This window comes from Micromonospora globispora (genome assembly GCF_003857015.1).
In the GTDB taxonomy this organism is placed as follows: Bacteria; Actinomycetota; Actinomycetes; order Mycobacteriales; family Micromonosporaceae; genus Micromonospora; species Micromonospora globispora.
Map to the genome: position 1 here is coordinate 1 of NZ_QGGF01000751.1, position 11,719 is coordinate 11,719.

15 protein-coding genes are annotated in these 11,719 nt (G+C 73.8%); 9 read left to right on the plus strand and 6 right to left on the minus strand.

Going from position 1 to position 11,719, the window contains the following annotated elements; all coding sequences use genetic code 11:
• The 3 genes from DKL51_RS33270 to DKL51_RS33275 form a co-directional block, all read left to right on the plus strand.
• Window positions 1-587: peptidase M23 (locus tag DKL51_RS33270; RefSeq protein ID WP_124813238.1), on the plus strand; the 587-nt coding region annotated here is incomplete at its 5' end.
• 104 nt (window positions 588-691) lie between these two features.
• Entirely contained in the window at window positions 692-835 is a 144-nt protein-coding gene (locus DKL51_RS35460; protein ID WP_165823163.1) for a hypothetical protein, read from the plus strand.
• Window positions 836-869: 34 nt separating this feature from the next.
• Window positions 870-1,616, plus strand: a complete 747-nt coding sequence (locus DKL51_RS33275) for an EcsC family protein (protein ID WP_109945685.1) — start codon at window positions 870-872, stop codon at window positions 1,614-1,616.
• Window positions 1,617-1,644: 28 nt separating this feature from the next.
• On the opposite strand, the gene DKL51_RS33280 is transcribed toward DKL51_RS33275, so the two are convergent.
• The gene (locus DKL51_RS33280; RefSeq protein ID WP_109945686.1) at window positions 1,645-2,265 is read right to left on the minus strand and encodes an antibiotic biosynthesis monooxygenase; all 621 of its coding nucleotides are present in this window, start codon (window positions 2,263-2,265) and stop codon (window positions 1,645-1,647) included.
• A 164-nt stretch (window positions 2,266-2,429) separates the two neighbouring features.
• Here DKL51_RS33280 and DKL51_RS33285 point away from each other — a divergent pair, with 164 nt between their 5' ends.
• From DKL51_RS33285 to DKL51_RS33305, 5 genes are read left to right on the plus strand one after another with little or no spacing between them, the layout of a single operon-like run.
• On the plus strand, window positions 2,430-2,684 hold the full coding sequence (locus DKL51_RS33285; protein ID WP_109945687.1) for a DUF6343 family protein: 255 nt from the start codon (window positions 2,430-2,432) through the stop codon (window positions 2,682-2,684).
• A 12-nt stretch (window positions 2,685-2,696) separates the two neighbouring features.
• Window positions 2,697-4,109, plus strand: coding sequence for an NADP-dependent succinic semialdehyde dehydrogenase (locus DKL51_RS33290; protein WP_109945688.1), 1,413 nt, complete (start codon window positions 2,697-2,699; stop codon window positions 4,107-4,109).
• 41 nt (window positions 4,110-4,150) lie between these two features.
• Window positions 4,151-5,113, plus strand: a complete 963-nt coding sequence (locus DKL51_RS33295) for a TIGR03885 family FMN-dependent LLM class oxidoreductase (protein ID WP_109945689.1) — start codon at window positions 4,151-4,153, stop codon at window positions 5,111-5,113.
• A gap of 37 nt (window positions 5,114-5,150) precedes the next feature.
• The gene (locus DKL51_RS33300) at window positions 5,151-6,731 is read left to right on the plus strand and encodes a Na+/H+ antiporter (protein WP_109945690.1); all 1,581 of its coding nucleotides are present in this window, start codon (window positions 5,151-5,153) and stop codon (window positions 6,729-6,731) included.
• 28 nt (window positions 6,732-6,759) lie between these two features.
• Window positions 6,760-7,017, plus strand: coding sequence for a UBP-type zinc finger domain-containing protein (locus DKL51_RS33305; RefSeq protein WP_109945691.1), 258 nt, complete (start codon window positions 6,760-6,762; stop codon window positions 7,015-7,017).
• 3 nt (window positions 7,018-7,020) lie between these two features.
• On the opposite strand, the gene DKL51_RS33310 is transcribed toward DKL51_RS33305, so the two are convergent.
• Both DKL51_RS33310 and DKL51_RS33315 read right to left on the minus strand, forming a co-directional pair.
• Window positions 7,021-7,554 carry a GNAT family N-acetyltransferase gene (locus DKL51_RS33310; RefSeq protein WP_109945695.1) on the minus strand — a complete coding sequence of 178 codons (534 nt, stop codon included), beginning with the start codon at window positions 7,552-7,554 and terminating at the stop codon, window positions 7,021-7,023.
• Between the two features lie 13 nt (window positions 7,555-7,567).
• Entirely contained in the window at window positions 7,568-8,905 is a 1,338-nt protein-coding gene (locus DKL51_RS33315; protein WP_109945692.1) for an MFS transporter, read from the minus strand.
• A gap of 120 nt (window positions 8,906-9,025) precedes the next feature.
• Here DKL51_RS33315 and DKL51_RS33320 point away from each other — a divergent pair, with 120 nt between their 5' ends.
• On the plus strand, window positions 9,026-9,538 hold the full coding sequence (locus tag DKL51_RS33320; protein WP_185735007.1) for a GNAT family N-acetyltransferase: 513 nt from the start codon (window positions 9,026-9,028) through the stop codon (window positions 9,536-9,538).
• Window positions 9,539-9,548: 10 nt separating this feature from the next.
• Here DKL51_RS33320 and DKL51_RS33325 read toward each other — a convergent pair whose 3' ends face one another.
• The 3 genes from DKL51_RS33325 to DKL51_RS33335 are packed head-to-tail and all read right to left on the minus strand — an operon-like array spanning window position 9,549 to window position 11,524.
• Window positions 9,549-10,544, minus strand: a complete 996-nt coding sequence (locus DKL51_RS33325) for a hypothetical protein (RefSeq protein WP_243422468.1) — start codon at window positions 10,542-10,544, stop codon at window positions 9,549-9,551.
• 42 nt (window positions 10,545-10,586) lie between these two features.
• On the minus strand, window positions 10,587-10,787 hold the full coding sequence (locus tag DKL51_RS33330; protein ID WP_109945693.1) for a DUF397 domain-containing protein: 201 nt from the start codon (window positions 10,785-10,787) through the stop codon (window positions 10,587-10,589).
• Window positions 10,775-11,524 carry a helix-turn-helix domain-containing protein gene (locus tag DKL51_RS33335; protein ID WP_109945694.1) on the minus strand — a complete coding sequence of 250 codons (750 nt, stop codon included), beginning with the start codon at window positions 11,522-11,524 and terminating at the stop codon, window positions 10,775-10,777. The genes DKL51_RS33330 and DKL51_RS33335 overlap by 13 nt, the downstream gene beginning before the upstream one ends.
• Window positions 11,525-11,719: the final 195 nt, after the last annotated feature.

The window sequence follows — 11,719 nt, forward strand, 5'->3', positions numbered from 1 at the left end:
CCCAGCGGGCGACCGCGGACGCCGCCTCCCGTGGTGAGGCGCGCCAGTCGCCGGCCCCGGCGGCCCCGGCGGCCCAGACGGCCGACCCGGACGTCTCCCCGTCGGCGACCAAGACCGAGAAGCCCAAGCCGAAGCCCACGCCGAAGCGGATCGTCCCGGTGGCCGGCCTGGACCAGGCCCAGATGGACAACGCCAAGAAGATCGTGCAGACCGGCCAGGCGATGGGCGTGCCGCGCCGGGGCCTGGTCATCGCGGTGGCCACCGCGATGCAGGAGAGCAACCTCTACAACTACGCCAGCGGCGTGCTCCCCGAGTCGCAGAACTACCCGCACCAGGCCATCGGCTGGGACCACGACTCGGTCGGGCTGTTCCAGCAGCGTCCCAGCAGCGGCTGGGGTGCGGTGGGCGACCTGATGCAGCCCGAGTACGCCACCCGGCAGTTCCTCACCGCGCTGGAGGAGATCCCCGGTTGGCAGAACCTGCCGCTGACCGTGGCCGCCCAGTCCGTCCAGGTCTCCGCCCTCCCCGACGCGTACGCCCAGCACGAGGGTCGGGCCAACCAGGTCGTGAACGCCATCCTCGGCTGAACCAGGCGTAGCGCCACTGTGGACGCGTGCCGGCCGGCGGTCCCGGGTACAGGGGATTGCCGGCCCCGGCTACACATGATGGGGACCACCGACAGGAGGACGCCATGCCACTGGTGCAGCGGATCAGCACGTTCCTACGGTCACCGCGCGGTCAGCAGCTCATCGACCGGGGTCGGCGCGAGCTGGCCAAGCCGGAGAACCAGCGCCGGCTGAAGCAGCTCGCCACCCGGCTTTCCGGCCGTCGCTGACAGTCGAATCGTCCATCCGACCCGGGGAGCCCTCGTGACCGACTCCGTACCCGTCGACGGCGAGACCACCGTTCCGGCGCCACCGGGCGCACCGGCCGAGCCGCAGGACGCCCCGGAAGCGCCGCCGGTCAACCTCTGGGACCGGATGCGAGACGACCCGCAGTACGCCCCGGAGCACCTCGCCCTGGAGGCGGTCCGCCGGCTCGGGCCGGAGGCGGCGCAGTGGGCGGCACGCGAGCGGGCGGCCCGTCCCGGCGTCTCCGCCGACGAGCTGGCCGACCAGGCAACACGCCGGTTCGTCAACCGGGCCCGGCTCTCCGGTGCCGTCTCCGGGGCCGCCGGGCTGCCCGGCGCGGTGGTCGACGTCGGCGTGCTGGCCTGGACCCAGGCCCGGCTCGTGCTGCACGTCGCCGCGGCCTACGGCGTCGACCCGGTCCACCCCGACCGGGCCACCGACCTGCTGGTGCTGCAGAAGGTGCACAAGGTCGCCGAGAGCGCCCGGCTCGCCCTCGGGGTGGCCGCCGGCCGGGAACGTGCCGGTGCGCTGTTCGGCGCGGCCGGTGACCGCCCGCTGGCCCGGGTGCTGCTTCAGTTGGGCGTACGGCTGGCGCAGATGGCCGGGGTGCGGGCGGCGAAGCGGATCTTCGCGAAGGTGGTGCCCGGCGCCGCGATCGTCCTCGGCACCTGGGCCAACTCCTCGGCCACCAGGGACCTCGCCGAGCGGGCCCGGGCCCACTACCGCACCGGCACCGACCACCTGCCCGAGCAACGCCGCCCCTGACCGACGGGGCGGACCCCGGCGGAGCGGCTCAGCGGGGTGTGCGCCCGCTCCGCCACGGTGCCGGCTGGCCGTGCAGCCACCAGTGCAGCGCCCGGGTGATCCGGGGCAGCACCAGGTAGGTCATCAGCGGGGTCAGGCAGAGCGTCATGATCAGCGTCCGCGCCGCCAGCGGCACGCCGGCGATGAACCGGGCGGTGAGCAGCGTCGCGGTCAGGCTGAGCGGGAAGAAGGCCAGCCAGATGGTCACCGCCTGCTTCCACCGGGGCGGGGCGGACGGCCCGGCCGGTTCGGTGCCGGGCGGGGTGGCCAGCTCGACGATGTGCTCGGCCGGCGGATCGAACCAGCCCTCGATCCCGGTCCGGCGCTCGACCCGGGTGTGCTCGACGATGCCCTGCGCCGAGGTGAGCCACCAGTGCCGCTGCGGCGACTCCTCCCACCGGCGCAGGGTCTGGTGGTCGGCGAAGCGGTAGAGGATGTGCCACTCCGGCGAGCCGGGGGCGGTCCGTACCCATCCGGCGCCGAGGAAACCCGGAAACGCCTCGGCGAGCGCCGTGCCGGCCCGGATCCAGGCGACCATCTCGCTGCTGCGGGCCGGATCGACGCGCCGGGCGATGGCGACGGTCACCGGTACCGCCTGCGTCATGGTCATGCCCTCATCCTCCGGGGCCGGGTCCGGGCGTGAGCCGCCACGGCGGGCGGCTGTGCCCCGGCCCACCCGCGATCGTCAGGACCGGAGGGTTACCCCCGTCCCGGTCCGACTCACCTGTGCCGCGCAGCAGGTTAGCCACCACCGGGGTCGGGTAGCTCGAAGGAATGACGCGATCACAGCCCCGCCGCCGGGTCAACGCCGCGTACAGCGCCCTGAACATGCGACTCGTGCTCGCCATCTTCGGGTTGGTCAGCATGACCATCTTCGCGGTGGTCGCCTTCCGGGTGGGCGTGATCTGGCTGGGCGTCGTGTGCGCGATCCTCGCCGCCGTGGCCGTGGTCGACCTCTTCGTCATCCAGCGCCGTCGCGCCGCCCGACATCGCGAGGAGCCGGGCGTGAAGCACTCACTCTTCGAGTGACAGGAGTACGACATGGCCATCTCCACCACCAACCCCGCCACCGGGCAGGTGCTCAAGACGTACGACCCGATGTCGGACGAGCAGATCGACGGTGCGATCGAGCGGGCCGACCTGGCGTTCCGGCAGTTGCAGGGCACCACGATCGCCCAACGGGGTGAGTGGTTGACCGCCGCGGCGGACCTGCTCGACGCCGAACGCGACGAGACCGCCCGGATGATGACCACCGAGATGGGCAAGACGTACGCGGCCGCGAAGGCCGAGGTCACCAAGTGCGCCACCGCCTGCCGCTTCTACGCCGAGAACGCGGAGAAGATGCTCGCCGACGAACCCGCCGACGCCGGCGCGGTGAAGGCCAAACGGGCGTTCGTCCGCTACCAGCCGATCGGGCCGGTGCTGGCGGTCATGCCGTGGAACTTCCCGCTCTGGCAGGTGATGCGGTTCGCCGCGCCGGCGTTGATGGCCGGCAACACCGGCCTGCTCAAGCACGCCTCCAACGTGCCGCAGACCGCCCTCTACCTGGAGGACCTGTTCCGCCGGGCCGGCTTCCCGGAGGGCGCGTTCAGCACCCTGCTGGTCGGCTCCGAGGCGGTCGAGAAGGTCCTCAGCGATCCCCGGGTCCGCGCCGCCACGCTGACCGGCAGCGAGGGGGCGGGCCGCTCGATCGCCCAGATCGCCGGCCGGGAGCTGAAGAAGACGGTGCTGGAACTGGGCGGCAGCGACCCGTTCGTGGTGATGCCCTCGGCCGACCTGGACCGGGCCGCCGAGGTCGCCACCACCGCGCGCTGCCAGAACAACGGCCAGTCCTGCATCGCCGCGAAGCGGTTCATCGTGCACACCGACGTCTTCGACGCGTTCGCGGAGAAGTTCGCGGCGAACATGTCCGCGCTGCGGGTCGGCGACCCGATGGACGAGCAGACCGACGTCGGGCCGCTGGCCAGCAAGCGGGGCCGGGACGACATCCACGCCCAGGTGCAGGACGCGGTGGACAAGGGCGCCACCGTCCTCTGCGGCGGCGAGAAGCCCGCCGGCGAGGGCTGGTACTACCCGCCTACCGTGGTCACCGACCTGCGGCCGGAGATGCGGATGTGGTCCGAGGAGGTGTTCGGGCCGGTCGCCGGTCTTTACCGGGCGTCGTCCTATGAGGAGGCGATCGAGATCGCCAACGGCACCAGCTTCGGGCTCGGCTCGAACGCCTGGACCACCGACCCGGCGGAGCAGGAGCGCTTCGCCACCGACCTGGACGCCGGCAACGTCTTCATCAACGGCATGACCACGTCCTATCCGGAACTGCCCTTCGGCGGGGTGAAGAACTCCGGCTACGGCCGCGAGCTGTCCGCCACCGGCATGCGGGAGTTCTGCAACACCAAGACCGTCTGGATGGGGGAGGGCGCCCCCTCGGGCGGGGCCGGCGCGCACGCCGAGTAGCAGCGATTGACCAAACGCCGTCATGGGTAGGAACTGCGCCCATGACGGCGTTCGGCTTCCACGCGTCCCACGAGCAGATCCACCCGACCCGGTTGCTGGAGGCGGTGATCCACGCCGAACGGGCCGGATTCGACGCCGCGATGTCCTCCGACCACGTCTCCCCGTGGAGCGCCCGGCAGGGCCACTCGGGCTTCGCGTGGTCCTGGCTGGGCGCCGCCCTGCAGGCCACCAGCCTGCCGTTCGGCGTGGTCAACGCCCCCGGGCAGCGCTACCACCCGGCGATCATCGCCCAGGCCATCGGCACGCTGGGCGCGATGTACCCGGGCCGGTTCTGGGCGGCGCTCGGCACCGGCGAGGCGAGCAACGAGCACATCACCGGCGACGGCTGGCCGCGTAAGGACGTTCGCAACGCCCGGCTGCGGGAGTGCGTCGACGTGATCCGGGCGCTGCTGGCCGGCGAGGAGGTCAGCCACGACGGCCTGGTCCGGGTGGACCGGGCGAAGCTGTGGACCCGGCCGGAGCAGCCGCCGGCGCTGATCGGGGCGGCGGTCAGCGTGGAAACCGCCCGCTGGTGCGCCGAGTGGGCGGATGGTCTGATCACCGTCAACGCGCCGACCGACCACCTGCGCCAGATGATCGACGCGTACCGGGACGCCGGTGGGCGCGGGCCGCTGCATCTCCAGGTGCACGTGAGCTGGGCGCCGGAGCAGGCTGAGGCCGAGGCGATCGCGTACGACCAGTGGCGCAGCAACGTCTTCGCCCCGCCGGTCTGCTGGGACCTGGAGACCGCGGAGCACTTCGACGCCGTCTCCGAGGATGTGCCGATGGAGAAGGTCACCGCCGCGGTCAACGTCTCGGCGGACCTGGGCCGGCACGTCGGCTGGCTGGAGGAGTACCTGGCGCTCGGCTTCGACCAGATCGCCCTGCACCACGTCGGGCAGGAGCAGCGCGCCTTCATCGACACCTTCGGGGCCGAGGTGCTGCCGAAACTGCGCACGGCGTGATCAGGCCCGTAACGCGGGCCGCCTAGGCTCGTACGCCATGGAGCCACTGTTCGAGGTCGTCGTGTTCCTCGCGATCGCGACGTTCGGCGCGGCGCTGGCCCGGCGGCTGGGCCTGCTCGCGCCGATCCTGCTGGTCGTGCTCGGCCTCGCCCTCTCCTACCTGCCCGGCTTCCCGCAGGTGCGCCTCGACCCGACCCTGGTGCTGGTCGGCATCCTGCCGCCGCTGCTCTACGTGGCGGCGCTGAAGACCTCGGTGCCGGCGTTCCGGCTGAACCTGCGGCCGATTCTGCTGCTCGCGGTGGGGCTGGTGCTGTTCACCGCGTTCGTGGTCGGCACCGTCGTGCACCTGCTACTGCCCGACCTGCCGTACTCGATCTGCCTGGCCCTCGGCGCGGTGGTGGCCCCGCCGGACGCGGTCGCCGCCACCGCGGTGGCCCGCCGGGTCGGGCTGCCCCGCCGGATCGTGACCATCCTGGAGGGCGAGAGCCTGGTCAACGACGCCACCGCGCTGGTGCTGCTGCGGGTGGCGATCATCGCGGCCACCGCCACCGACGGCGGCGTGGGCGTCGCCGACGTGGCCCGCGAGGTGCTGATGGCCGCCGGCGGTGGGATCGTCGTCGGCCTGCTCGGTGTGCTGGTCTTCGGCTTCCTGCACAAGCGGATCTCCGACCCGCTGCTGGACAACACGCTCTCGCTGATCACCCCGTTCGCGGTGGTCTTCGCGGCCGAGGAGATCCACGCCTCCGGTGTGGTCGCCGTCGTGGTCACCGGGTTGGGCATCGGCCACAAGCAGCCGCGGTTGCTGTCAGCCGCCTCCCGGCTCCAGGTCGGCGCATTCTGGCGGCTGACCCAGTTCCTGCTGGAGGGGCTGGTCTTCCTGCTGGTCGGCCTCCAACTGCGGGAGGTCGTCCGGGACCTGAACGAGCCGTTCGGCCGCCTGGTCGCGATCACCGTCGCGGTGCTGCTCGCCGTGCTTCTCTCGCGGTTTGTCTGGCTCTTCCCGGCCACCTACCTGGCTCGGCTGGTGCCGAGGATCCGGCGCCGGGACCCGGCCCCGCCGGTGCAGGTGCCGATCGTCCTCGGCTGGGCCGGAATGCGCGGCGTGGTCACGCTGGCCGCCGCGCTCGCCCTGCCGCTGACCCTGGCCGACGGCCGTCCGTACCCGCGTCAGCTCTTCATCTGGCTGGCGTTCGCGGTGATCGTGGTGACCCTGGTCGCGCAGGGTGCCACCCTTCCCGCAGTCGCCCGCCGGCTCAAGCTGCCGCCCGACGACCCGGTGCAGGACGCGCTCTCCGCCGCCGCCGTGCAGCAGCAGGCCAGCCGGGCCGCCCGGGACCGCCTCGACACGCTGGCCGACGGGGCGCCCCCGGCCGTCGTGGAGCGGCTGCGTGGGCTGCTGCAGAGCCGCACCAACCTGGCCTGGGAACGGTTGGGTGGCGCCGAACGGGAAACCCCTTCTCGGGCGTACGCCCGACTCCGACAGGAGATGATCGACGCCGAGCGGGAGGTGTTCCGGGCCGCCCGCGACTCGGGGAAGATCCCCGAGGAGGTGCTGGTGCGGGCCTACCGTGACCTGGACCTGGAGGAGTCGTTGCTGCGCCAGGAGACCGACGAGTGAGCCGCCGGGCCGAGCGGGAGAGAGACCGATGAGCTGCCAGCACCTGACCGAGGCCGGGACGGCCGAACCGCGGACCACCGAGGAGTGCCCGGACTGCGTGGCGATCGGCAACCCGGACTGGGTGCACCTGCGCTCCTGCCTGACCTGCGGGCACGTGGGCTGCTGCGACTCGTCGCCGTACCAGCACGCGACGAAGCACTTCGAGGAGACCGGGCACCCGGTGATGCGCTCGATCCAGCCGGGGGAGTCGTGGCGCTGGTGCTTTGTGGACGAGGAGATCGGCTGAGGGTCAGTCCAGCCGGCGGGCGAGCACCTGACCCGGCCACGGCTCGCGGCCGGGCCGCTCGACGGTGAACGGGTCCGTGGCGGTGAAGCCGCAGCCCTCGTAGAAGCGGACCAACGCCCGGTCATCGCCGCGGTAGCAGTCGACCCGCAGCAGCCCCAGGCCGCGCTCGCGGGCCAGCTCCGCCGCGTACGCCAGCAGGCGCGCCCCGATCCCGCGACCCGCGTACGTCCGGTCGGTGACCAGCAGGTTGACGTACAGCTCGGGCTCGGTGGGCGGGGGCACGTAGTCGGTCGCCGTGCCGACCACCAGCGCGCCGACGGCCGTGTCGTCGAGCACGGCGAGGTACAGGCCGCCGCTGGTCGCCCAGGCGTCGGCCTGGGCGATCCGGCGCGGGTCGGTGGACGCCGGCTCGGTGCCCCACTGGCCGGTCCGCCCGCGCGCCACCAGCCAGGCGGTGGCGCTGTCGAGCAGCCGCAGCACGGTCGCCGCGTCGGCCGGCCCGCCGGGCCGGATGGTGATGGTCCGCTGATCGGTCATGGCCGCCATGCTGCTACACCGGGGCGGACGGTCGATCATCGGCCGGGTGCTCCCCGGCGGTGCTCGCCGGCGGTCGGCCGGCCGACCTGACCGCCAGCGCCCGCCGGGTCAGTGCCGGGACGGCCACGCCGGTTACCGCGAAGAGCGCAGCGACCGCGAGCCAGCCGGGAGCCCCGCCGTCGAGGATCACCAGGGTCAGCAGGCCCGGCCCGAGCGCCCGGGCCAGGCCGGCGAGCAGCCCGTCCGCCCCCTGATAGGTGCCCACGGCGTCGGGCGGGGCTAGGTCGTAGGCGAGGCCGGCCCCGGCGGTGCCGTGCCACAGGTCGCCGAACGTGTAGACGACGGTGGCGAGCACCAGCAGCGCCGTCGCCGCGGCGGACGGAAGACCACCGGTCGCCGCGTACAGCAGCATCGCCGCGGCCAGCACCAGGCCGGCGCGGCGCATCGCCCGGGCCGCCCGGGCGGCGTCGTTCGCGCCCCGACTCAGCGGTACCGCGAGGAGCACGGTGAGCATCGTGTTGGTCAGCAGCACCACCGAGACGACGGCCGGTGGCGCCCCGGTACGGGTCACCGTCCACAGCGGTACGACGAGAGTGAGCACCGTCCACTGCAGGGCGAGCACCGCGGACGCGCCGCTGACCGCGAGGAACCGTCCGTCGCGCAGGGCCCGTCCGCGGCGCGGGGCGGCGGCCACCCGGTCGGGGCGGGCCAACGGCGGGTAGGCCGGCAGCCGCAGCAGCAGCGCCACCGACACCAGGTAGGTGACGGCGTTGCCGACCACCAGCGCCTGGTACGCCAGATGGGTGTCGGCGGCCAGCGCGAACCCGGCCAGCCCGGCACCGACGGCGATGCCCAGGTTCGCCACCGCGCGCAGGGTCGCGAAGGCGTGCACCCGCCCGTCCGGCCCGCCGACGGCGGCGACCAGCGCGGCGCGTACCGCGAGGTTGCCGGAGGCCAGCAACGTCTCGAACACGGCCACCACGAGGAACACCGGGAACGAGTCCACCAGCAGGAACGACGCGGCGACGGCCGCCTGACACACCTGCAGGACGGCCCGGATCGTCCGCGGATCGCGCCGGTCGGCCAGCCCGCCGAGCGGCACGCTCGCGGTCAGCCCGACCAGCCAGGCGACGGTCAGACCGGCCCCGACCGAGGCGGCGGAGAGCCCGACGTCGCGGGTCAGGTAGAGGGCGCCGCCGGCGAGCCAGAGGCCCGAGCCGACGGTGTTGGCCAGGGTGGCCAGGGAGAGCGTCCGGAGTCGGCCCGGCGGGGGCAGCGGCGACCAACCGCCCCAACGCCCCGAGCCGCTCGCTGAGGGGGATTGAGCTGCGGCGTCCTCATCGACGGCCATGCACCGACCCTAGGGCGGCCGAGGTCGGGTCCGGGGTCCGCGACAGCGCGACGCCGATCACAGTGGAGCGCGCCGAAATGCGCTGGCCCGGCACGCGCCGGCCTGGTTGGGTCGGGGACCGTGGAGCGGATACGAACGGCGACGGCGGACGAGTTGACCGAGCTGCAACGGATCGAGGTGGCCTCCGGTGCGCCGTTCCGGGAGATCGGCATGGTCGACATCGCCGACATGCCACCGCTTTCCCTGGCTGCCCTCGCCGCATGGCAGCAGGAGGGCCGGGCCTGGGTCACCGTCGACCCGGACGACCGTCCGCTCGCCTTCGTGGTGGTCGACCTCGTCGACGGCTGCGCGCACGTCCAACAGGTCAGCGTCGACCCCGCGTACGCCCGACGGGGCGTCGGACGGCGGCTGCTCGACCACGTGGCCGGGTGGGCGGCCGCCGAGGGTCTGCCGGCGCTGACCCTGACCACGTTCCGGAGCGTGCCGTGGAACGGGCCGTACTACGCGCGCTGCGGCTTCCGGGAGCTCAGCCCGGCGGAGATCACGCCGGGGCTGGCCGACGTGCTGGCCGCCGAGGCCGCGATCGGCCTGGACCCGGCCGAGCGGGTCGCGATGCGGCGGCCGGCGGCCTGACGCTCGCGGCTCACCGGCACGCGATGAGGCGTTCCGTGGCGAGGCAGGAGATGAGGCAGCGCTCCTTGGCGTCGCCGGTCAGGCGGGCGGTCCAGTCGGTGAGGCCGCCGTCGCCGATCTCGAGCGTGCGGTCGATGGCGGTGATCCGCAGGGCGACGCCGGTGTAGTAGCCGCGACCGCGTTCCCGCTCCGGCTCGTCCACCAGCGGCACCGGGCCGCCGTGGCTCCCCTTCGAGTGCCCGGCGGCCAGTGCCGGACGCACGGTGTCGGTCAGCCGCTCACGCAGGACCGGATCGTCGAAGACCGTGACGTGCAGCCGGGGCGCGGCGGCGGGCGCCAGGTCGGCGAGGACCGCCCGCCAGTAGGTGAGGTGGCGCATGAGCAGCCGAGCCTCGGTCCGCCCCGAGCCGGCCTCCCGGGCGCTGGAGACCAGGGCGAAGAGCCGGAAGTGCGCGGACGCCCCAGCGCCGAAGTCCTGCGCCCGGAGCACCCGGTGCACGGCGGCCAGGTGCACCTCCCCGGACGGCGGCTGCCGCCGCCGGCGCACGGCAGCCTCGACGGCGAGAGCGTTGGTCGGGTCGCTCAGCACCTCGGTGGCGCGCATTGTCGTGACGATCCGGTTCTGGCGGACCGGAGCGACGGCGGAGCAGGTGCCGACCGGCACGACGGGGGAGAGTTCGACCCCGGCCACGTCGGCCGGCAGCAGCCGCCACATGGCCGCCTCCGCCTCTGCGAGCGCCCGGGGATCGGCCGCCGCGGGGCGGACGAAGCGGTCCTCGCGCCACCGCCGCACCAGGTCCGCGGGGCGTACGTCGGCCGCGCGGTCGCGCGCCACGGCGAGCAGCAGGGTGCGTAGGTCCGCGGCGGGCAGACCGGCAAGCGCGGCACGCGTCCCGGCCGGCATCGCCGCCCACACCCGACGCTCGGCGCCGGAGAGCTCACCGCCGTCCATGGCCGCCACCATCGCGTACGCGGGCAGCCGCGTCCATCGGATTCGTACCGTCACCCGGAACGGCGACGCGTTCCACCGCTCAGGCGCGGGCCGCTCTCACTCGGCCCGGCGGCCGGTGAGCTGACCGACGAAGGCGCGCCAGGCCCCCGGCGCGAAGGTCAGCATGCCGCCGACGCGGTCCTTGGAGTCGCGGACCAGGACGACGCCGGGCAGGTTGTCGGCGACCTCCACGCAGTTGCCACCGTTGGAGCTGCTGCGGGTGCTGGTGCGCCAGCGGGCGTCGGTCAGGTCAGCCATGGTCGCCCCTTCAGGAGCTGGATGGACTGGTCACGCGGAAGCGCCACCGACCTGAGAGTGTCCCAGATCCGCCACAGTGGAGCAACGTTCTTGGTCATCCGGCCGGCGGCCTGGTCGTCCAGGTAGGCCACCTCGTCACCGCAGTCGACGCTGGCGATGACGAACGGGCCGGCCTGGCCGGGGTGGAAGCCGGCCCGCAGCGGCAGCACGTGCAGCAGGACGCGAGGACGTCCCGCCATGGCGATCAGGTGGTCGAGCTGCGGTTGCATGATCTCGGGTTCGCCGCGGCGCAGCGCGGCCTCGTCCACCACGAAGACGGTCAGCGGCGGCCGGGGCCGGTCGAAGACCGCCGCCTGCCGGGCCACCCGGGCGGCCACGTAACCCTCCACCTCGTCGTCGGCCAGCGGCCCGCTGCTCAGCACCGCGTGCGCGTACGCCTCGGTCTGGAGCAGGCCCGGCAGCACCGACGGCTCGAACGAGCGCAGCGAGCTGGCCTCCCGTTCCACCTCCGCCCAGGGGCGGAACCAGGCGGGCTCGCGCCGGCGGACCACCTCCGGCCACAGCTCACCGACCTCCCGGCCGAGCGCCCGGGACACCGCCGACCGGTGCCGGGGATGCGGGACGCGTCCCGGCGTCACCCAGCGGGCCGCGGTCTTCGGGTCGACACCGACCCGCTCCGCCAGGGATTCCGCCGTCTCGCCCGCCTCGGCCATGGCGACCCGCAGCGCGTCGTTCACACCAGCCTCCACAGAGGACGTCCCGGACGTCCGCCGACCCTACCGCTACGCGGTGTGCTCGTCCCGCGACGCGCGGCACGCTCCCCGTCAGCGGAACCGTCGGCGTGGCCCGAACCGTCGGCGGGACCGCGGGCCGCCCCGTCAACGGCGTCGGGGCGGCCCGCCCATCGACCCCCGAAGGAGCCCCCGCCGTGC